Here is a 21,450-nt window from a genome sequence, read left to right as displayed (position 1 = left end):
GCCCGTCCGCCCCAACCGGCCCGCCCCAGGACGCCCGGGGCACCGCCGCGCGGTCGGGCCGACGTCGGGGCGCTGACAGCCCCACACCACCCGCCCACGTCCCGGGGCCACACCATGGGCTTCGAACCCGCTGCGAACCGCCCCGTTCCCAAACAGTGCTTCTCCTCGCCACCGCGCCTCGACCCTTCCCCGTCGTTGCCGTGGGCCTCTTCGCCCTGATGAACCCCTATGAAGACGCGTCAACTGAAGATGCGACACCCGACCTCAGAACCTCACGCGGCTCGGCCTCCGCCACCGCGTACCGCTGACAGACGAGGTTGCGTGAAGCGCGGACCGGGACAACAAAAAACACACGGGCAGAGAGGCAAGAGAGGGCTGCAATGCAGCATCCCGGATCTGGGTGATCTTGGAGCCTGCGCAGGAGCAAGGGATTAAATTCTTCTCTCATGATGAAGACAAAATACTTTCACTGAGAAAGAGGCGAAGAAAGAAGGGATACCGCACGAGCAGAGCGCCCGTGGAGGCGGGCGGGACGGGCGCGCTCGCCCGTGAGCGAGGGCGCCCCGCCCGCCTACGTGACGAGAACTACCCACTGGGGTATAAGTCTGGACGCCCCTTGGCCCACCCACAGGGGCGTTGACCTGCGCATCAGCACGGGCCGGGGTGGGCCAGCTAAGAGTGGCCCACCCGCTGGCCCAGTCGGTGGCCCATGCGCTGGCCAGGGGTTCACTTCGGGTTCAGTGGAGGTTCACCCCCACCTCCCCGCTTCCAAGGAAGCCGGAGGAAAAGCGCCCATGCGCTTCTCACAGGCACAGGAAATCGCGCTTTGCCACTCCATAAGCGAGAGCACTCCGGCTACCTCGATCGCACCAGAGCGACTCTTCGCGGGAAGGGATCGCGATTGCGATCCGGAAGGAGAAGATCCCTTCTTCCATGGCGTCTTGGCCAGGGGAAGCCTGCGCGTGGCAGGTGATCGGACTTGCACGCCCCTGGTCTGGTGAGAGGAAGAGAGGGCAGACGAGACCGCCAGGGAGGAGGCGCAGCGGGAGGGGGAAGGCAGCCACGAGTGGGCTGAGGCCACGGTAGACGTAGGCGGGCGGGTCCGCCCCCGCTTGTCGGGGCGGGGCCGCCCGCCTACATGAAGAGGACTACCCACTGGGTATAAGTCTGGCTTCCCAACGGCCCACCCGCAGCGGCTCCCACCTGCACTGATAACGCCCGCGAGGTGGGCCGATCAAGCGGCCCACCCATGGGCGGAGGCACAGGCCCTCCACCGGCCCACGCCCTGACACAAGGGTCTGGCCTCCGCCACGTGCGACCGGGGCGGTGCTGACCGTGATCACGGTCAGCACCGCCCCGGAGTGGGTTCTTTCTTCTCAGGTGGTGATCGCCTGCCAGCGCCGCACCAGGTGGGCCAGCTCAGCGAACTCACCCTTGCCACCGCCCCCAGAGCCGGAATGTGGTGACGTCGCCGGGCCTCGACCACCCGCTGTTTCCCTACCTCGGTTCCCCTGCACTTCTCCCCTGTTGTGGGCACGGACGACGCGGTCCTCGTGCCGAGCGAGGTAGGGGCGCACCCCGCGCACCCCCTCGTCGTCCTCACACCACCCACGCGGCCCCGTATACGGAGTCCTCTGCGGCGGCACCCGCACCGGAGCCTCCCTCGGCTGTTCCTCTCCGGGTCGGGGCCGAGGAACATCCGCACGCTCCTTGACCGCAGCCCGCACCGAGACCGGTTCACGGTCTCCCCGCACACGCCGCGAGGGCAGCGGTGGGCGGACCTCGGCCGCCAGTCGTGTACTCGGACCGGTGGGGCCGCAGAACAGCGCGGCGAGCACCACCCCGAGAACCCAGCGCACCTGTTCGCCCCAACCCTGACGGCGCCTGCGGTGCCGCCCGCTATGCTTCTCCACGGTTTCCTCCTGCTGTATCCAGGTGGGAATCACGCCCCGGGCCGGTGTTCTCAGCACCAGCTCGGGGCACCCTTTTGTTTTGTCAGCGACCCCGCAAACGAGGCCAGTTCTTCCTGTGCGGCCACGGGTGAGTGTCAATGGCCCCGAGGTCATACGCCCCCGAAACTGCACTTCTCACCCATACCGCCACACAATGAGGTGCAAAACAGCCCTAACCCCACGAAAAGGGTTTCCTTGCCCGTCGGGGTGGTCGATGTTCCCTTGGGTGGGCGAGCACCTTCAACCCCAACCACGAAATACAGCCCGCCCCTGTTCGCTGGCTATTCGTCACTGCTGGCTACGCGTGCGTCCGGACCGGTCGAAGGCCGCACGAACGGTCAATCCACCGCCACAGCTCGCGGAGAAGTCCCAGTACAGGGCCATCGCATCGACCAGGGCCAAGCCGTAGCCGCTCTCGGCCAACGTCGGCCCCGCGCCCTCCGGTGAGGAAGGAGGAGCCGTTTGGGGCACGGTTGCCGCCGCACCGGGGCGAGGCCCGTCGTCGGTCACGCGCAGGACAAAGAGGAGACGGCGGCGCTCGATCGCGATCCGCACCTGCCCGCCCGGTAGCCCGGAGGCGGTGTGCCGTAGAGCGTTCGCGTGCAGCTCGGCCAGGGACACGACCAAGGGGTGCGCGGCGGACGGTGTGGTCCGGGTGGCCTGAGCCGCCCATCGGCGGGCTTGGGAGAGGTGAGTGGTGTCGGAACCGCACAGCAGTCCCGAGGTGTTCGGGTCATCGAAGCTGATGCGCCGGGGCAGCAACACCGTTTCGTCCCGAGGCGAGCGTGGAGAAGGAAGGCGTCGCATCAGCCCTCCGCCGGAAAGCAGCAGCCCGAAGGAAGCGAGTCATGCGTTGGGATACTCATGTACTCACTGTCTGGAGAAACACCCGGCATCACTATGACGGAGCGGGCATGGTGGTTATGACAGGTCGGTCATGGTCCCGGAACGCGGTATCGCCGTAGGATTCGGTGCCACTCCACTCCCCCTCCGGCGAAGCGATTCGGAAGGTATGCCGTGTTCTGCGGAAACTGCGGTCGTGCACGAAAGCCCGGTGACTGCTCGTGCGTTCCAAGCCGGTTCTGGGGCATCCCCGAGGTGCGGCGGGCAGTCGCGGACCGGGATCCCAACGCGCTGATCCGGCTGCTGCTGCGGCACACCGACCTGGCGCAGGACGCCATCGCCCGTATGTGCGACCTGTCGCAGGCCATGGTCTCCCGGGTCCTGAACGGCAGCCGCGAGATCCGCAGGCCCGAGTCCAGGAACCGTGCGTTCGACGGGATCACGCACGGACACGACATCCCGACGCCCGAGATGGCGCGGGTGCCCGCCGAGCTCGCTTTGGGGTTGAACGACTCGGGTGAGGAAACCGCCTCGGTCCTGCGGCAGCTGGCCCGGGCGGACGTCGAGCGCACACCGGGTATGGAGGAGGGAACCGGGACCTCAGCGACCAGCCCGGCCGTGCTCTCCTGGCTCGTACGGAACGCGGCCTCCTCCGAGGAGACCCCTCTGGTCGAGGAGGGCCCGGTGGCCGCGGTTCGCGCCGCGACCGCGGCCTTCGGCGCCCTAGACAACCGGTTCGGTGGCGAGAACGCCAGGACCACGGCAGTGCACTACCTCAACGACACCGTCGTTCCTCTCCTGCGGAAGTCGCACACGGAAGCGGTACGGCGGTCGTTGTTCACGGTTGCGGCCGAGTTCGTCCTCTCCATCGCCTGGATGTCCTACGACGCCCAGCGCAACGGCGCCGCCCGCCGCTACTTCGTCCAGGCCCTGGACCTGGCCACACACGCCGAGGACCGGCTGCTGGGGGCGAGTGTGCTGTCCGCGATGAGCCACCAGGCCAACTACCTGGGGGTGCACGCCGAGGCCCGCGATCTGGCGCGTGCCGCCCTCACCGGGGCCGGAGCCCGTGCGACAGCGACGATGCGCTCCCAGTTCCTGATGATGGAGGCCCGTGCCCACGCCGCCCGCAAGGACAGGAGCGGTTGCTTCCGGGCGATGGGCGAGGCCGAGCGGGCGTTCGGAAACCGCGAACCCGCCACGGACCCGGAGTGGATCCGGTACTTCGACCACTCGGAGTACTCCGACGAGGTCGCGCACTGCCATCGGGACCTCGGACACGCACACGTCGCCCGCCGCCTGGCCGAGCAGAGCCTGGCCGCCTCCATCGGTGATGAGTACGCGCGCAGCCGGGTGTTCACCCGCCTGGTGTTGGCCGCGGCCGTCCTGGGCCAGGGTGAGGTGGAGGAGGCCAGCCACATCGGCGAGAAGGTGGTTCCCCTGGTCCGGGCGACCTCGTCGGCGCGGTGCACCGGGTACCTGGGCGACTTCGCGAGGCAGGTACTGCCCCACCGGGACGAGCCCGGGGCGGCGCGGTTCCTGCGCCAGGCGCGCGCCGTGGTGGCGACCGGTCAGTAGGGCTGCCAGGACCGGGAGCGCTCGGGATCGCCCAGGTCGGTGACGCGCCGGTCGATCTCGGCGTCGATCTCGAGGCTCTCGCCGCCCTTCTGTGCGAGCCAGGTGGTCATGCGCAGCTCGCGGACCGCCTTGTGGAGGGGGTAGCCCTCCCAGGCGGTGACGTCGAATCCGTAAGCGTCGCAGAAGTCGGCGTACTCGGCGTCGGTGTGCCAGCCCAGGTCCCGGTACAGGGCGGTCAGGACCAGGTCCCACTCGGGCGGGCCCCAGCAGATGCCGTCCAGGTCGAAGAGCACGACCCCGTGGTCGGTGGCCAGCACGTTGCCGATGTTCGCGTCGCCGTGGATGACACGTCGTCCCAGGACCGGGCGCACCGTGGGAAGGCGCTGGGCCAGGTCGTGGTGGACCCGGTGCAGTCGGTCGCGCTGGGGACCGGTGAGCCGGGGCGCGGTGTCGATGCGCTCGCGGATCCGGTCGAAGGGATCGAGGTCGGGCAGGTCCAGGTCGGACGGCGGAGTGAGCCGGTGCAGGGAGCGCAGGAGCACGGCCAGTTCCCGGGGGACGGTCCACTCCCCGTCCACGGCCTCCCAGAGGGTGACGACGGTGCCCTCGGCCGGGACGGGCTGCCCACCGGGGAGGGGGCGACTCACCGGTAGACCCTGGTCGGCGAGCCAGCGGGCGGCGCGCACCTCGCGGGCGGCCTCCGGGGACCTGTCGGCGGAGCGCTCGACGCGGGCGATCACCCTGCCGCCGTCGAGGCGGAACACGGCCCGCTCCCCCGCCCGGATCAGCTCGGGTTCCTGGGACGGGGTGAGGCCCATGGAGTCGGCGGCGGTGTGGACGGCGCGGGTCGCGCGCCGCACAAAGTCCTCGGTGTGAACCACGCGCCCCAGCCTACGCCGGGGCGCCGGTTCCTCCCTCATGGGCAGGGATTGGGTGTCAGCCCGCGGCAAGGAGACTGCTCATGCGCTGGACCCGGTCGGTCTGGGGGAAGGTAAGCCAGTCCCATTCACCTTCCTCGGCGCCCATCCAGGACGCCAGGCAACGGCGGAAGAACTGCGAGGGCGCTCCGGTGGCGGCGCCGATCCAGTCCTGTCCGGGTGTGCCCAGGGCGAGGTAGGAGCGCTGTCGGTCCTCCACCAGGTGGCGGGCGGCACCGATCCAGTCCGGGCAGGGCCGCATGGCGACGGGTGCGGGGATCTGATCGAGGAATGCCTGGGGATCGCGGTCGGTGGCCACGACGTGGATGTGGGTGTGGTCGTAGCAGGCGCCGCCCTTGTCGCGGAAGTCGAGGCTGCCATGTTCGAAGACGAGGCTCTCCAAGCCGCTGCGCCTGCGGACGAGGTCGGTGACCTGCGGGATGAGGGCGCGCAGGTCGGCGCGTTCGGCGTCGTCGAGCCAGCCCACGGACAGGGTGTGGCGCTTGGAGACGATGAGCAGGTACCAGTCGGTCAGGGCGCCGATGCAGGGCATGACGGCGAAGTGGTCGCTCTCGTGGACCACGTAGTCGGAGCGGGCGCGTGCCAGGCCCAGGTCGTAGAAGAGGTTGGAGTCGTCGCCGCCTTCGACTTCGCAGCAGAAGGTGCAGATCTCGCGCAGGGTGTCGTCCACGGATCTCCTTTTCACAGGCAGGGGCGGGTTCAGAACAGGGTCGGGGCGCTGGTGGGCGCGTCCTCGGGGGTGGTGGGGACGAGTCGGCGGCCGATGAGCGCGGTGAGGTCGGCGCAGTAGCGGGCGGCGCCGGTGCCGGGTTCGGTGGTGAACAGGGCGACGGGGCCGCTGGCTCCTGTGAGGCGCAGGTGGTGGGTGCCCTCGGTGAGGGCGGCGGGGTAGGCCAGGACCGGGGCGGTGTCGAAGACGGTTGTGGCGCACGCGGGGCGGACCCACGGTTCCGGGTCGGGGAACACCTCGGTGCCCGGCTGGTCCGCGGTGATCGTGGCCAGGTAGGCGGTGGCCTCGGCGGCGAGTTCGGTGAGCCGCATCGTGAGCGCGGCGGTGTCCACCCGGTCCTGGAGGCCGAGGACCTTGCGGCGGGTCGGTACCTGCTGGGGCAGGCCGAGGCGCTGGGAGACGGCGGCCTCCAGGGTTCGCACGGCGATGCCGTCGCAGGTGCGTGCGATGTAGACGGCGGCGACGGGGCCCTGTTCGGCCAGACGGCTGCGTCGGCGGGATGCGGCGGCGGTGCCGACCTTGGTCATCCCCTTGGCGAAGACGTCGAGGTAGAGCCAGTGCGGCTGCTGGAGGTAGTCGCGGATGTTGTCCGGCAGGGCGTGCGGGTTGTGGTGGGCCTGGTGGGCGGTGACGAAGCCTTCCTTGTACTGGCAGCGTCGGCACTGCCTTCCTCTGGTGACGGTCTCGTCGGTGCGGCACCGCACGTGCCTGCCCTCGGAGCCGGTGAGGTCGAACCAGCCGACGCAGTAGCGCTCGTTGCCGTCCACACGGAAGGTGTGCTCGCCCAGGAGGGGGAGGAGCTGGCTGCCGTCAGGGGCGACGGGGTCGGTGGTGCGCAGGCGCGGTGTGTCCGGCGCGCTCCAGTCCAGGCCGAGGACGGTGACGGGTGCGGTGATGGTCATGCCAGGCTCCGGTGCAGGATGGTCTCAATGTCGTGCAGGCAGCGACGGCGCCCGTTGGCCACGGGTGCGGCGCGCTCGCCGTAGAGGCCGTGTTCGTAGGTGCCGCACAGGTTGTCGGTGACGATGTGCAGGTAGTCGAAGGGAACGCCGGCGGTGGTGGCGGCGCGGGCCATGTGGCCGATCTCGGGGTCCACGACGTCGAAGTCTGCCCTGTTGGCCTCGAACCAGGTGCGGGTTTCGTCCAGCACGCTGGGAACGGTGGCGTGCCGTACGCCGGAGCGGAGGGTGGCGGGAGCCTGGGTGAGGTCCAGGGCGCTGTTCCAGGTGAGGCGGCGGCCCTCGATGCGGGTGGTGGTGCCGGTGACGACGAGGGTGTTGGGGGCCATGTCCGGCTGGAGCCCGCCGAGTTTGCCGACGTAGACCACTCCCCCGGTGTGCCCGCGTGCGGCCAGGGCGGTGACCAGGTCTCCGGCGAGGTCGCCCCAGAAGCTGAACTCGCAGCCCAGGAGGAGGACGGTGGCATCACCAACGCGGGCGGTGCGCCAGCCGAACCCGGGCCGGTAGGTCCAGTCGGTGCTGCGGTCGCGGAGGAGGGGTTCGACGTAGCCGAGGATCACCCGGTCATTGGCGGGCAGGTGCGCGGGAAGCCAGTGATCCATGAACTCCAGGCCCTGCCCGGGAGCCGGGGGTTCCGTAGTGACGTCGGCGGGGAGCCCGGTGAGTGCGCAGGCCTCACGGATGAGCTGGGTGTAGTGGTGGGCGTAGTCGCGGCCCGGCGGGACCACGCAGTGCAGGACCCGGTCGGCGACGGTGAAGTAGGGACGGCGCCAGTTGAACCGTTTCCCCTCGCGTTTGTCCCCGCCGAGGAGGAAGGACAGGGAGCGGTTGGGATAGACCCAGGCCCGGCCGTTCGTGGCGGCGAGCAGGTCGACCGGGACCTTGGGGAGAACATAGTCGGCCAACCGCTCCCCCATCGTGTGACCGGTGGGAACGGCCACGGGCGCGGTGGTGTTCATGATGCGGCCTTCTTGCGGAGAAGGGACAGCAGGTACTCGGCACCGGAGCCGCTGTCCACGGTGTGGACGGAGGCAGGGTGGGCGGCGAGGAGCGAGTCCAGGGCGAGGTCGGTGCGGGACTGGTAGTCGGTGAAGCTCCGCACGGACGTGGTCGCCTCGCCGGTGACGAAGGCTCCGTGTTCGGAGGGCTTGGAGTTTCCCTCGCGGCGGGCCGCGGCCAGGTGCGCTGGAGTGGACAGCTTGACAACGTGGTCCGGCTGGGGAAGAGCCGAGAACACCCGCGCGGCCAGGTCCTCCAGCCGTTCGTCGCCGGAGAGCGCCATCCGGGCCTGGTGCTTGAAATACCAGCCGTCGACCACCACGGAACGGCCGCAGGAGAGCGTGGGTGCCACGTGGACGTGGTGGAACAGCTCGTACCAGGCGGCGAGGATGTGCAGCCAGTAACGGGCCGGGTAGTGCCACACGGGTTCGGCGTGGTCGTAGCCCCAGGTGAGGCGATGCATCGCTGACAGACGCTCGTCCGCCCAGGGGTTGCCTGACGTGGGGAGGGCGTCCTTGCGGAGAACGACCGCTTCGCGTGTGCTGTCGGTGAGGCGGGACAGGAGGTGGCTCTTGCCCGCTCCGTCGATACCTTCGACCACCCAGAACTCACCCATGGGCGCTCCTCACGGTGATTCCGACCTCGCGGAGGTTGATGGCCAGGTGGGAGAGCAGGCCGGAACGCAGGTAGACCTCTCTGGTCCCCGCCTCCCGCAGGCGGTCAAGGAAGCGGGTGAGCTGGGCGTGCTGCTCACGTGCGAGGGACACGTCGAGCAGCAGCGGACCGCTGGGAATCGGTTCGTCCGTGGAGGCCAGGACCGCGACCGCGGGGCGTGGTGAGTTGTGCTTCCCCGTCCAGGTCTCGCAGTGGGGCACCGTGCTCCGCAGGTTCTGCGGGGAGAGTCCGAAGCGGGTGGAGTAGTGCAGCTTGAGCCCGAAGGAGTGGCCGAGATCCCGGCGCAGAGCGGCCAGGTCGCGGCGACGGCCGCGGATCCACTCCACGACCGTGGCGACCTGCCAGTCGTTCACCTGGGCGGGGCTCTCGTAGTGGCCACGGGCCAGGTCGTGGAACCTCGCCGTCTGAGCGGTTCCGACGTTGAGGGCCGTGAGGCCGACTCGATCACCTTGGACACCGACCACGACCGGGGTGAGCTGGTTGTCCAGCTCCCAGATACCGGGGATGATCTCGGCTATCTCCAGGCCGTCGTAGACGGCCAGCTCAATGGAGAACAGCACCTGGTCGTAGGGCTGAACCAACGCGGACAACGACGGCGGCAGTTCGTTGATCCACACCGCTACGGCCTCGGCGTCCGCGCCGACCAGACGCGGCAGGTTCCGCTCCTCGGTCTCGGATCCGGTCCGGACGACGAGGGCCTCGCCGGTACCCAATCCGCTACGGATCATCCGGGCCGTCACCCGTCTCGGGCGGCGGTAGACCTGGACAGGCATGCGCAGCAGCCCGTGGTTGCGCAGGACTGTCATGGTGTCGAGCTTGCTCATCGCGCTCATGCGGCGCGCTCCAGGAGGCTCCTGGTGATCGGACGGACCTGGAGCACGACAACCGACGCGCCGGTCCACGCCCACTCCACATCGACTCCGAAGCCGAAGTGCTCGTGCAGGAGACGACAGGTCTGGAGCAGACGACGGGTCAACAGCATCCCCGGAATGGGCAGCTCATGGGTCGTGATGTGACAGCGGTTCCCCTCCACCCGGGCACGTGCTTGAGGCGGACGGCCGGCAGTGATGCCGTCGGCATGACGGGCGGCCTCCACTGTCAGATGGTCATCCTCGTAGAAGGCCACGCCGTAGAGGGATGCCTCGACCTGCTCCTGCACCATGACGCAGGCCCCGTCGCCACCGCCGAGGTTCTCGGAGTTGAGGAGGTCCTGGTCGATGGTGCGCAACAGCGCCGAAGCGTCGGGAGGGCAGTTCAGCAGGGAGACGGTGCGGCCCGCCTGCGCGCTTTCCGCCAGGTCCTCGTGAGCGCTGGTCCGGAGCACCACACGGCGGGGCCGGTACAGGCGGAGCCAGGTCCTGGTCGCGTTCACCGCCTCGGCCGTCGCTCGCGACAGGTCCTCGGCTCGGAGGCACAGCGTGGGCGGCACCGGAAGCCCGAGTTGGGCGACCTCGCTCAGCCGGGCGGCTTTGAAACCCCAGTGGCCAGCGTCCAGCCGTTGGGTCAGAAGGTCAGCCGCCATCGGCGCACCCGCCCGAGCTGAGCCGCGTCAGGGCGCGGGGTTTTTCTTCGAGTCCATCCATGCGCCTACTGTGGCCAGGCCACACGCAGAAGGCCATGACCAGCCAGTCATAGCTTCCATGACGAGCCGGTCATGACTCGACGCACCCACCGCTCAGCCGAGTGACGGGAAGCGATCCCGGCACACACCACAGCCTCCAACACGCCCGGCGCGAGACGTGCGAGTGTCAGGTTGGGGTTGGCAGGGATTAGGACAGTTGCCCGCGCCCGGGACTGTCCTTCAATGCCTTGCGGTACTCGGTCGGAGTCACGCCCCGCAGGCGTTTGAAGGCGACGCTCAGCGCGAAGGCGTTGGCGTAGCCGACGCGCTGGGCGATCGCCTCGACAGTCGCCCTGCCGTTGCGCAGATGTTCGGCAGCCCGGGTGATGCGCCACTCGGTGAGGTAGGTCATCGGCGGCTCTCCGACGAGCGCGGTGAAGCGACGCGCCAGTGAGGCTCGGGAGACCCCGCATCCCTGTGCCAGGGACGCGATCGTCCACGGTCGGGCGGGTGCTTCGTGCATGAGGCGCAGCGCACGGCCCACCACCGGGTCGGCCATCGCCGAGTACCAGCTGGGAGTCCGCGTGTCGGGGCGGTCGAACCAGTACCGGAGCGTGGAGATGAGCACGAGGTCGAGGAGGCGGTCGAGGACGACCTGCTGACCCGGTTGCTCCTTGGTGCTCTCCTGCGCCACCAGGTCCATGGCCGGACACCGGTACTCGGCGTTAGAGACCACGAAGGCGCGGGGCAGCGCAGACAGGAGTCGTTGGCTGATCTCTCCTCCGAGTTCGTAGGAGCCGCTGAGCAGCAGGTCGGGGCCGTCCGGACTGTCACCGCACAGGCGCGGTCCCAGAGTCAGTTCGTCCAGGAGCGGTGTCCCGTCGGGCGTGGTGCACAGGTCGGCGCCCTGGACCACGTACTGCGCGGGGGTGTCGGGGTGGTCGGCCACGCTGTGGGCTCCGTGGCCGCGCACGATAGCGATGTCCCCAGCCTTTAGGGGGAGGGGGGCTCCCTCGTCCGTGATGACCCAGCCGTGTCCTCTGACCATGGTGGCCACGGTCAGCAGGGTCGGGTTGGCGAACCGCAGGGCCCAGGGAGGGCGTAGGACCGTCTGGCTGAACAGGGATCCGCGCGCCCTGACCCCGTCCAACAGATCCGCAAGAGCGTCCATGCCCCCAATGTAGACGTACAGACAGGCAAGTGAGCTTCTCAGCTATGGAGCGTCTCACAAGAACAGGATTGACTCGAGGTATGGCAGAGATGACAACCCAGAGCACATTCCTGGTCACAGCGGGTCGGGGTACCACAGGGCGGCGGGTCGTTCGGATCCTGCGTGAACAGGGTTTCACCGTACGTGCCGCTTCCCGATCGTCCGAGCAGTACTTCGACTGGCTCGACCAGAGTTCCTGGGGGCCTGCTTTGAAGGGTGTCGATGCCGTGTACCTGGTGCCCTTCGACCCCGAGCCCCTCACACCGGTATTCGTCCGGTCGGCGGTGGAGGCGGGCGTGCGCCGTATCGTTCTGCTCTCCGGACGGGGCGTCGACGTTCCCGACTACGGCGGTGAGGGCAACGACGCGGTGGCCCACCACCTCGCTGGGGAGGAGGCGGTGCGCGCGAGCGGCGTGGAGTGGACGATCGTGCGCCCTGGCTGGTTCGCCCAGAACTTCAGCGAGGGTTTCCTTCGCGGGGACGTGCTCAGCGGGGAACTCCGGTTGTCCGCGGCCGATGTGCCCGCGAGCTTCGTCGACGCCGAGGACATCGCGGCCGTGGTGGCCGCGGCCCTGACCGGCGCCGACCACTCCGGTCAGGTCTACGAACTGTCCGGTCCGCGCTCGCTGACCATGGGCGAGGTCGCCTCGGAGATCTCCGGGGGCACCGGGCGCGACGTGCGCTACGTCCCGCTGCCCCCGGAGGAGTTCGTGGCCGAACTCATCCGGCAGGGCTATGCGGAGGAGGACGCGCGTTCCTTCGAACGGACGCTGTCGCCCATCCGGCTCGGGTTGGACAGCCACCTCTCCGACGGGGTGCGGCGGGCCCTGGGACGCGGGCCCCGCGATTTCACCGACTTCGTCCGAGACGCCGAGACCTCAGGCGCCTGGGACAACTGAACCCACGGGGCCGTACACACTGCGGCCCCATCCGATTGCACGGCAACAAGGAAACACATGACCGCGTCGCCCGACTCCGCGAAGGCCTCCGGTGGCCCCCAGACACGCGCCAGTGCCAGGGAATGAATGGGACTGGCCGTCCTGGCACTTCCCACCACACTGCTCACACTCGACATCACCGTCCTCAACCTGGCGCTCCCACACTTGAGCGCCGATCTTGATCCCAGCAGTACACAACAGCTGTGGATCATCGACGTCTACGGCTTCATGATCGCCGCGTTCCTGGTCACCATGGGAACGCTCGGTGACAGGATCGGGCGGCGCAGACTCCTGGTGCTGGGTGCAGCCTCCTTCGGCGTGGCCTCCGTCGTCGCGGCCTACGCGGCGACCCCCGCGATGCTGATCGCCGCCCGTGCGGCACTCGGTATCGCGGGAGCCACCTTGATGCCCTCGACCCTGGCCTTGATCAGCAACATGTTCCACGACGTCCGACAGCGGGGCATGGCCATCGGTATCTGGGCCACCTGCTTCTCCGTGGGAGCGGCAGCCGGACCGCTCGTCGGAGGACTCCTCCTGGAGTACTTCTGGTGGGGATCGGTCTTCCTACTGGGGGTGCCAGTGATGGCGCTGCTGCTGGTGTGCGCCCCACTGCTCTTGCCCGAGTACCGCGACCCACAGGCAGGTCGGCTGGATCTGACCAGTGTGTTCCTGTCCTTGGTCGCGATCCTGGCGTTCGTCTACGGCCTGAAGGAGATGGCCGCCTACGGAGTGCGTCCGCAGTACCTGGCCGTTCTGGCCGCCAGCCTCGCCTTCGGGGTCCTGTTCGTTCGCAGGCAGCGGCGCCTGGCCGATCCCCTGCTGGATCTGGCGTTGTTCTCCGACCGGGCTTTCCGTTCCGCGCTCGTGGTGTTGCTGCTGGGGCTGGCCGCCCTGGGTGGCCTGTATCTGCTGGTCTCCCAGTACCTGCAACTGGTCCGGGATCTTTCCCCTTTCCAGGCGGGGCTGTGGCTGCTGCCCTCGGCTCTGGGGACCGTTGCCGCCTCCCTCCTGGCGCCGGTGCTGGCCCGCCGTATCCGGCCGGGACACGTGCTGGGAGGGAGCATGGCTCTGTCTGCCCTGGGTTGTGTCCTGCTGGCACAGGTGCCCTACGTCGATCCTGTGCTGGCGATGACGGGTTTCACGCTCTTCTACATCGGCACGGGACCGTTGACGGTTCTGGCCACCGACCTGGTGGTGGGGTCAGCTCCACCGGAGAAGGCTGGATCGGCGTCGTCGATGTCCGAGACGAGTATGGAGATCGGGTTCGCACTGGGCATCGCCGCTCTGGGCAGCATGGGCACCGCCGTCTACAGGTCTGAGTTGGTGCACGGAGCACCGGGCGGGCTGTCGGCCGAGGCGGTGAGCACCTCAGCCGATTCGCTCGCCGGATCCTACTCCATCGCCGAGAACCTGAACTCTGAACTCGGGCGGCAGTTGATCGACACGGCGGCACCGGCCTTCACCACCGGCATCGCCGCGGCGGCGTGGGTGTGCGCCGTAGTGACTACGATGCTCAGCGTCCTGGCCTTCGTCGCCCTGCGACGGATACCTCCTACCAACTCGGCCTCACCGGTGGCCGACACGTTCCCTGAGCGCGCTCAGCACGAGGACTGACTAAACAAGGTACGTAACACTGTTGGATATGGTCGGCAAGAGTGGCTATCAGTTAGCGAAGGACAATGGTGAGGACGACGGACTGCGTGTCCGGGTGCGCGCCCAGCAGAGCCTGATGGCCTACTGGGCGGGGTGGCCTACCGAAGCCGCCCGGTACGCAGAACTGGCTCGCGATCTGGCCACCGAGCGCACCGGCACGGCCGCCATCTGGCTGATGTCCCAAAGCGCCCGCACGTGGGCCTCGCTGGGCAGCGCGGAACGCGCGCTCGACGACCTCCAGGCGGCCACGGCCCTGCGCGAAGGACTGCGCGGCGACGACCTGGACGAGCTCGGCGGTCTGATGCGCTTCGCGCACTGCCGCCAGCTCTACTACGGAGCCGAGACGCAGATCTGGATTCCTGGGCGTGAGGAACAGGCCCAGCAGGTCGCGCAGGAGGCCATGGGTCTCTACGAGACCGCCGCCGCGGAAGGGTCGGACGACTGGGCCTACCAGGACGAGGCCGGGGCACGCGCCGACCTCGGCTATGCCCGGGTCTCCCTGGGAGAGATCGAGGGTGCCGCGCAGGCCCTTGAACCGGTCCTGGGCCTACCCGCCACGAAGCGGGTGTCCGGCGTGGTGAACAGCGTCATGCGCGTACACGGCGCCCTACGCGGCCCGGACTACACCAGAAGCAAGGCCGTAGCTCGACTCCGCCAGGAGATCGAGGCCTACAGCCGCACTCCCGCCTCGGCGCTGACCTCGGGGCGCTAGCCTGCCGGACATGCACCCAGTCGAACTCTCCAGCGCCAGGCTCAGCCTTCGGGAACTGCGCCTCACCGACATCGACGACCTGCTCCGGGTCTACGGAGACGCGGAGGCGGTGCGGCACCTGTCCTTCACACCGCGCACCAGACAGCAGTGCGCGGCCATCGTGGAGGCAGCGATGACCGATTCCGAGCAGGAGGGCAGGGGCGTCTACATGCTCGCTGTCGCGCGGCAGGAGGAGCTTGTCGGCGCCGCGCGCCTGGCCGTGGACGAGCGCCCGCACAGCGCGCAGATCGGGTTCGCCCTGCGTCCGGACCTGTGGGGGCAGGGGTTCGGTAGTGAACTCGTCCAGCTCCTGCTCCGGTTCGGCTTCGACGAGTTGGGGCTCAAGCGGATATGGGGTGCCCGCTCTCCGGAGAACCGGGCCTCCGAGCACGTCATGCTCCGGGCCGGGATGGTAGAGGAGGGACGGATCCGGCGGCACCTGTGGACCCGGGACGCCTGGCGCGACTCCATCGTCCACTCGATCCTGGACGACGAGTGGACTCCCAACTCGGTGACGCACAAGCCATAGGTCCCGCCCGAAGTCCAAGTCACGGTCCGGGTGACGGGAGGCGATCCCGACACGTGCCACAGGATCCGAAAACACGGCCCCACAAGACCCGGTACATGCCACTTGCAAGGGTCAGGTCAGCGGGAAGAGAACGGCCACGGGAAGGTCGCCGGCTTCGACCGCGGCCCGGTCGATGGATAGTCCGCAGTAGGACTCCACCGCAGAAAACACCGCCGCCGGGAGCTCTTCGATATGCCACTCCCAGTACAGTTCAACCTCGTCTCTTGGCATGTCTCGCACGGACGGGAAGACCGCCCCGGCCGCTTGCAGTGCGTCATCCAGCATTGATCCGCAGCCCGTGTCTTCCCCGAACTCTGCGCCAACGATGCGGCCTTCGGGAGTGGTGAGAGCAATGCGGGGGGGTGGGTCATGACTGTTAATGCTCAGGCAGACAGTTTCCACCCCGGCAAGCACGGGCGTCAGTGGGCCGCCGTAACGGTGCAGGTGCCAGGTCGCCATGCCCCAGTCCTCCAGCACGTACACCCAATCCTTGCACGAGCCGTACATGGCATATTTGACGCTCCTGGAGTCCACCCCGTCAGGAAGAGTCACTGATCTCCGGTCCTTGAACAGATAACCTTCATCGAGTTGTAGGGGCTCCGCACCGAGCAAGGTGAGAAAGTCTTCTGCATCGATGTCACGGGCTGCGGTGAGGGATATACCGCCGAGCATCCCCGGGACGCGCGTGTTCGGGCGCTGGCTGCTGTGTTCGCCGATCCATCGGATTCCATCGCTCATACGGCCACGGTAATCGGCGATCAGCTCGCCTCGCGGCTTGTCCACAACCGAGCTTCCCCAATTCGGAGCGCACCACTTCCGCATCCTGATGAAGAACGAAGTCCACTGACCCCTACGAGCCGGGAGAACCCCGCAGGCTTCCAAAGATCACCTTCGACAGCTACCCGGTTCACAGGAGTGACGGAAGGCGAACCCGCCAGACGCACCCAGTGCCTCCCGCCCGGAGCGCACTCCAGGTCCACCGAGAAGTACCAGCTCCCATGCCCCCGCCGCGACAGCCCAGGACACCGACCCTCCCAAGCTTTCGCCCCCTTGGTGCCGCGGCACCCGCACCGCTTGTACACCGAACCCGATCCAGGCATGACCAACACCCCTGACACCAGTTCTTCCCCGAGAGGAGGTAAGGAGCAGCCGGTGTGGAGCGGAACCGATCGGGCCACCCCCCAGCAGGTCTGAGGATTACCCGGTGATGAGAGGTGGTACAGATGCACGCCGGGACTCAGGTCACCGCCACTGCGGCGGTGATCCTGCCAGAGTCGACCGCGTACACGATGACGCCCCCCGGAACCACACGGACCCCGGCCCCCTCCTCCTCGGACAGCTCCCGGCCCAGGACGTTCTCGACCGTGTGGGAAGCCGCGCCGTCCCAAGGGTGGATCGTCAGTTCCACCTCCCGGTCACCACTGCCCGGCCATCGGACCGCGTAGAGTTCCTCGTCCGTGACGGCGAGCCTTCGCTGCCCGTCCGTCGCGGGAAGCTCCAGCGTGTGCTCGGGTACTCCATAGCTGTCGGTGAGGGTCAAGGTCGGATCCGACCCCAGAAGCACTCCGGCCCCGGTTACGTTCTCCCAGAGGTCCTCCTCCATCTGTTCCCCGCTTGGACGGGGGTCCTGCCACATTCCGGAGGCGAGTTCCTCACCGTTGCGGGTGTCGACGGTGGAGTACGCGTCGGAATGGACGTCGTAGCGGTAGAGCAACGAGCCGTCGGAGGAGACCGTGAGTGCGCTGCCTGCGAGGCCGTCCGCATTCCCGGCCTCGTGCGTCCACACCAGGTCACCGGTAACCGCGTCGAAGGCGTGCACCATCGGAACGGCCTTGTCCCGGCAGAGGAGCGCCGCGAGGACCAACTCTTGGGTGACCTCGAGGTCGAGAACAGAATCCTCTCCGTCTGGGACACAGTCCGGGGTTTCCTGGAACTTCCACAGCAGGGCGCCCGAGGACGCCCCGTACACCTCCAGCGGAACCTGCGCCTGCGTCCGCACGACGACGCTCTCGCCCTCCAGGGGTTTCGCGTTCTGGGAGTCGTGTGCCACCGGGGAGACCTCGTCGGCCAAGAGCCTCTGGTTATCCTCCGAACGGTGCAGGATCCGGCCGCTCGTCGCGTCCAGGGTGACCCGCACCGTCGTGGGATCGGGATCGTCATCGGTCGGGGCAGGGTACTCCTCCACGACAAGCGAGCCCCCGTCCGCGGCGACCAGGGTCCGGGTGTCCGATCCGGGCGAACGGTACCGCCACAGCTCGTCACCGGTGACGGGGTCCACCACCATCACCCCGTCGCTGAGCTCGAACAACACACCCGGGGCGATGGCCTCCACCTCCCAGACCGCACCGAGAGGAAGATCCAGGACACGCGGCACCCCCTCGACCCCGGCGGGAACCTCCCGGGGCGCGGGCTCAGTGCCTGCGACCAGATGCTCCACTCCCAGATGCGGGGGCCGGAGCGCCCTCTCGGCCACTACGCCCGCTCCGGCGGGAACCACTAGTGCCACCACCACCGCCACGGACACCGCCACCGTCCCACCGGGAACGGCGTGTTCCCTGCGGTCGAGCAGGATCGCGGCCGCCGCGAGAAGCACCTGGAGCCCGCCCACCGCGACGGTGGCCACCACGGTCGGCATGAGCCGGTACCGCTCTCCGGGGAAGAGTTCGACCTCCGCGTAGCCGCTCATGTGGGAGAGTGCGACGGCCACGACCAGGACCGCGGTCCCCAGGGTCGTCCAGAGCAGGACGGATCTCATCGTCGAGGCCTCATCGGCTTTCGATCGCACGTCCCGGAGCCAGGCGACCACGAACAGCACCGTGGCGGCCAAGGGCCCGTAGAGCACATACGACGGAGCCGACACATGAGGCGTTCCGACCCATGTGAGGACCAGATGGAGGAGCAGGGGCAGGAGGCCGATCAGGCCTCCCGACACGAGCAGGGATCTACGGACAGTCTTCATGGTTCTACGGATTCATCCTCGGGCTCCGACATGCCATGTCAGTTTCGACGTTCGGGGTTGATGTGAGTGTCGTACTCAGTGGTGTCGTCCGCCCGAAGGTTCCCTCCTGCGAACGAGCTGTTTCCATCATCGAACTGCTCGGCGTATTCCCTGGCCAGCTTCTCACTGTCCCCATCGAGAACCTCGTCGGCCACGAGCTCGTTGAAGGAAGAGGGGCTGCTCCCACGGGCGTCCACCTCCTCGTAGGATCGGGCCACAGAACCGTCCTCCCTGAGAATTTCCTCAGGGAGACTCGACGGGTCGATCTCACCACGCTCGACCATATCGTTCACGAGCTGAAGTTGAATGTCGAGATGAAGCACATCTCTGCTGTATTGAGGGATGTCTTCCCCGGACACTTCCCCCTCGACATCGGAGAGGCTGGAATATATATCGGCGTTGCTTTCGATCAGGTGGTTGGCGATCTCTTTTCCGCCATCACCGACCAGACCGCCGGCGTAAGGAATGGGGCCGGCCACGGAACCGATCACGACACCCCATCCTCTCTTCTTGATGTCGATCTCCTGCTGGTAAGCTTCCTCTCCGAGCCCGTATCTCCCCGTGGCATAGTTGTCGAAAGCGGACTCGAAGAGGTTCGTGAGCCGACCTCCGGAGCGAACGGTCTCCTCGGAGAACTCCCCGTTCTCCAGAGCGTCGTTGAGGACGATGGCGTTCCTGCCCTCGATGGAGGCGTACATGTTGGACGCCGCCTCGGTGTCGCCCATGACCAGTTCCATGAACCTGACCCGGTTCATGTCACCGACCAGGAGGACATTCCCGTCCGGAGCGAAAGCGAACTGGTTCGGACTGGCATCGGTGTGGAATTGGGCGCCTTCGGACTCCTGAGTGCCCACACCGAAATCGTCCACGTAGGCGTGGAACACCTCTGCCATGCTCAGCGCGACGTCGGGGTTCACCTCCCCCATGGGGATGTCTGCTCCACCGTCGGTATTCTCCACACCAGTGAAGGCCGCGAAGAGTTCCGGGCGCGTGACCGTCTCGATGAACCCCGCCGCAGCATGTCCAGCTCGCTCCTGCTCTTCCGGGGTGCCGTTCATCGTGTCCTCGGCGATCCAGTCGAAGAGCCCGCTCGCCGATTCGCCATCGTCGTTCCAGTCGTAGGTGAACAACCCCTCGAGCACGTGGTCGATCATGCCCTGAGGCGTATCGAACCCGTTCGCTTCCAGGGTCGGGTAGGTCGTCTCCCCGTCCACCTTCTCCGTGTCGGCGAACAAAGGATGTACGTATTCGCCCGTGAGCAGGTCGTGGTTGGCGTCTCTGTTCCGAGTGGACACGTCGAGGAGGGCGGTGATGTCATCCTCTGAGTGGTTCATGCCCTCGACCGCGTCGGATGCCGCGAACATGCCCATCGACATCGTCAGTGTGTTGGACAGCCCGTATCCGGCCTCCATATCGTCGCTGGTGTATCGGAGCAGTTCGGCAAGGCTGTTCGTTCCGTATCCGGAGGCGCCGCCTCCGGAGGCCATGAGGAATCCTTCTTCCGCCGCGAATTGCACGCTTTCGGGAAGGTCGTAGTACCCTCCTCCGAGCCGGTGATCGGACAGCGCCAGAAGCCCGTCTCCCAGGATCCCGAGGGCATGTTCACGGTTGTCCTGGGAAAATTGTCCCAGCTCCATCTGATCGGGGATCCCGATGACCCCGTTGTGATTTCCCTCTTCCAGTTCCGCGTAGAACGTTTTGAGGAAGTCCATCTCCTCTTCGCGATACCCTGTGCCCCCCTGTTGGGCTTGCATCGCGTTGGTGGTGATCATGCCCAGCATGATCATGAGTTCGTGGTACCGGTCATCGATGGGTTTGTCCCCGGACCAGTATTCCGACAACTCGCCCGCCCACTCCTGGGCGTTCTCCTCGGTCAACTCCCGACCATCAACCAGCATCGTGTAGTGGTTCGGGTCGAGGTTGTAGTACGCCCAGTTAGCATGCCCGCCGTCGATGAGTTTCTGGACGTTGACCTTGGTGGCGCCCTCCTCCAGCATGTCGCCGATCTCCTCGACGTGCTCCTGGTAGGTGGTCCACAGGGTGTCGAATCGCCCCTGGATGCTGGTGCGCTTCTCGACCAGTTCGTCGTACAGGTCCCTGCACGTGTTCTCGTCGCTCCAGAACCCTTTGCGTTCGGGGAAGGTCAGTGTGATGTGGCTGGAGGCGTACTCTCCCGGAACCCGACCTTCACGGTCAGTGACTGCCGAGTGCCACTCCTCCAGCAGTTCCTCGCGACCGTCGCGAAACTCCTCCACGTAGTCGGCCCACATGTCACTGACATCAGCGGCGTAGGTCAGCGCCACGGCGGCGTCCACCCACAATTGCTGGTCCTCGGCGGCCAAAGTGCTGATGTCCCACGCCAGAATGCTCGTGAACTGCCCGGCCGCGCCGTCCAGGCTGGCCTGCAGGTTCTCGGAATCACCTAGGACCCGGGCGTCCAGCTCCTCGAAGTCGGTGGTGCGGGCTCGGATCAGTGCGGGGATCGCATCAGTGGTGCGCAGGGTGAGGGAGAGGTCGAAAGAAGCCACGGGGGTTCCTCATCGGGGAAGCGGATACGGGGAACGGGCTGGGTCTCAGTAGAAGTTGACGTTGCCCAGACCGGGCGGCACGTCCTGCGCGGCGCTGGACAGATCCTCGGAGCTCTCCAGGTCGTTGAGAGCGACCTCGCTCGCTCCCGCCTGGATGTTGTCGGCCAACTGCAACCCGTGCCCCTGCACGTCCACGAACCCCTGAAGGTGGCGCTCGCGGAAGGAACGCCACCCGGCCTCGACGTCCTCCTCCCCCGCCACCCGGATCGCATCATCGACTGTCAGGTCGAACGCGTCGGCCAGCCCGGCCATCGCCGTGGCCAGAGCCTCGGCGTCCTGACCTCCCTGGCGCGCCTCGTTCGGATTCGCACCGGTTCCGCCGCTCATGTGAAACGTGACCTTCCTCTGAGGCGATACGGCTTCCGTGAACCGTGTGTCGCAAGCGTTCCTTTTATTGCTAAAAGTTACCTCCCCGTACCAGACGCGATGCGTCTTCCCTGGCTGTGACAGCTCGCGACCTGGATCTCCGAAGGAATCCATGACCGCTTTCGGCCAACCACGAGCGCCTG

General features: G+C 67.5%; 18 protein-coding genes. 5 read left to right on the top strand and 13 right to left on the bottom strand.

Going from position 1 to position 21,450, the window contains the following annotated elements:
* Positions 1–2,240: 2,240 nt before the first annotated feature.
* Positions 2,241–2,759 (bottom strand): ATP-binding protein, encoded by a 519-nt coding sequence (locus tag ABD54_RS04805; protein ID WP_047868200.1) that lies wholly within the window; start codon positions 2,757–2,759, stop codon positions 2,241–2,243.
* 291 nt (positions 2,760–3,050) lie between these two features.
* Here ABD54_RS04805 and ABD54_RS04800 point away from each other — a divergent pair, with 291 nt between their 5' ends.
* Positions 3,051–4,373: a hypothetical protein gene (locus tag ABD54_RS04800; RefSeq protein WP_047868199.1), complete on the top strand. Its 1,323-nt coding sequence runs from the start codon at positions 3,051–3,053 to the stop codon at positions 4,371–4,373.
* On the opposite strand, the gene ABD54_RS04795 is transcribed toward ABD54_RS04800, so the two are convergent.
* From ABD54_RS04795 to ABD54_RS04760, 8 genes are all read right to left on the bottom strand, one after another.
* Complete coding sequence (locus tag ABD54_RS04795; RefSeq protein WP_047868198.1) at positions 4,367–5,254, bottom strand: phosphotransferase enzyme family protein; 888 nt, start codon at positions 5,252–5,254, stop codon at positions 4,367–4,369. The two genes, ABD54_RS04800 and ABD54_RS04795, sit on opposite strands and share 7 nt — an antisense overlap.
* Positions 5,255–5,309: 55 nt before the next feature.
* Positions 5,310–5,981, bottom strand: a complete 672-nt coding sequence (locus ABD54_RS04790; protein WP_047868197.1) for an HIT domain-containing protein — start codon at positions 5,979–5,981, stop codon at positions 5,310–5,312.
* Between the two features lie 29 nt (positions 5,982–6,010).
* Complete coding sequence (locus tag ABD54_RS04785; protein WP_047868196.1) at positions 6,011–6,943, bottom strand: DUF2797 domain-containing protein; 933 nt, start codon at positions 6,941–6,943, stop codon at positions 6,011–6,013.
* Entirely contained in the window at positions 6,940–7,959 is a 1,020-nt protein-coding gene (locus tag ABD54_RS04780) for a hypothetical protein (protein WP_047868195.1), read from the bottom strand. Before ABD54_RS04780 ends, ABD54_RS04785 begins: the two co-directional genes overlap by 4 nt.
* Complete coding sequence (locus ABD54_RS04775) at positions 7,956–8,615, bottom strand: AAA family ATPase (protein WP_047868194.1); 660 nt, start codon at positions 8,613–8,615, stop codon at positions 7,956–7,958. Before ABD54_RS04775 ends, ABD54_RS04780 begins: the two co-directional genes overlap by 4 nt.
* Positions 8,608–9,507, bottom strand: coding sequence for a hypothetical protein (locus ABD54_RS04770; RefSeq protein ID WP_047868193.1), 900 nt, complete (start codon positions 9,505–9,507; stop codon positions 8,608–8,610). Before ABD54_RS04770 ends, ABD54_RS04775 begins: the two co-directional genes overlap by 8 nt.
* Entirely contained in the window at positions 9,504–10,196 is a 693-nt protein-coding gene (locus ABD54_RS04765; RefSeq protein WP_047868192.1) for a pyruvate, phosphate dikinase, read from the bottom strand. Before ABD54_RS04765 ends, ABD54_RS04770 begins: the two co-directional genes overlap by 4 nt.
* A gap of 247 nt (positions 10,197–10,443) precedes the next feature.
* On the bottom strand, positions 10,444–11,406 hold the full coding sequence (locus tag ABD54_RS04760) for an AraC family transcriptional regulator (RefSeq protein WP_047868191.1): 963 nt from the start codon (positions 11,404–11,406) through the stop codon (positions 10,444–10,446).
* Between the two features lie 44 nt (positions 11,407–11,450).
* On the opposite strand from ABD54_RS04760, the gene ABD54_RS04755 reads away from it, so the two are divergent.
* The 4 genes from ABD54_RS04755 to ABD54_RS04740 all read left to right on the top strand — a co-directional run bounded on the left by ABD54_RS04755 (position 11,451) and on the right by ABD54_RS04740 (position 15,316).
* On the top strand, positions 11,451–12,344 hold the full coding sequence (locus ABD54_RS04755; RefSeq protein ID WP_327136499.1) for an NAD(P)H-binding protein: 894 nt from the start codon (positions 11,451–11,453) through the stop codon (positions 12,342–12,344).
* A 126-nt stretch (positions 12,345–12,470) separates the two neighbouring features.
* A complete protein-coding gene (locus tag ABD54_RS04750) occupies positions 12,471–13,997 on the top strand; it encodes an MFS transporter (RefSeq protein WP_047868189.1) in 1,527 nt (508 codons plus the stop codon).
* Positions 13,998–14,025: 28 nt separating this feature from the next.
* Positions 14,026–14,748 carry a hypothetical protein gene (locus tag ABD54_RS04745; RefSeq protein WP_152692005.1) on the top strand — a complete coding sequence of 241 codons (723 nt, stop codon included), beginning with the start codon at positions 14,026–14,028 and terminating at the stop codon, positions 14,746–14,748.
* 10 nt (positions 14,749–14,758) lie between these two features.
* Entirely contained in the window at positions 14,759–15,316 is a 558-nt protein-coding gene (locus ABD54_RS04740; RefSeq protein ID WP_047868188.1) for a GNAT family N-acetyltransferase, read from the top strand.
* Positions 15,317–15,427: 111 nt separating this feature from the next.
* On the opposite strand, the gene ABD54_RS04735 is transcribed toward ABD54_RS04740, so the two are convergent.
* The 4 genes from ABD54_RS04735 to ABD54_RS04720 form a co-directional block, all read right to left on the bottom strand.
* The gene (locus ABD54_RS04735) at positions 15,428–16,093 is read right to left on the bottom strand and encodes a hypothetical protein (protein WP_235431982.1); all 666 of its coding nucleotides are present in this window, start codon (positions 16,091–16,093) and stop codon (positions 15,428–15,430) included.
* Positions 16,094–16,592: 499 nt separating this feature from the next.
* Positions 16,593–18,314, bottom strand: coding sequence for a PQQ-binding-like beta-propeller repeat protein (locus ABD54_RS04730; RefSeq protein ID WP_047868187.1), 1,722 nt, complete (start codon positions 18,312–18,314; stop codon positions 16,593–16,595).
* Positions 18,315–18,352: 38 nt separating this feature from the next.
* Entirely contained in the window at positions 18,353–20,881 is a 2,529-nt protein-coding gene (locus ABD54_RS04725; RefSeq protein ID WP_053063541.1) for a hypothetical protein, read from the bottom strand.
* A 45-nt stretch (positions 20,882–20,926) separates the two neighbouring features.
* Positions 20,927–21,268 carry a hypothetical protein gene (locus ABD54_RS04720; RefSeq protein ID WP_047868186.1) on the bottom strand — a complete coding sequence of 114 codons (342 nt, stop codon included), beginning with the start codon at positions 21,266–21,268 and terminating at the stop codon, positions 20,927–20,929.
* Positions 21,269–21,450: the final 182 nt, after the last annotated feature.

Source organism: Nocardiopsis sp. RV163 (assembly GCF_001029525.1).
GTDB classification, from domain to species: Bacteria; Actinomycetota; Actinomycetes; order Streptosporangiales; family Streptosporangiaceae; genus Nocardiopsis; species Nocardiopsis dassonvillei.
This window is presented reverse-complemented; position numbering and strand designations above follow the sequence as displayed.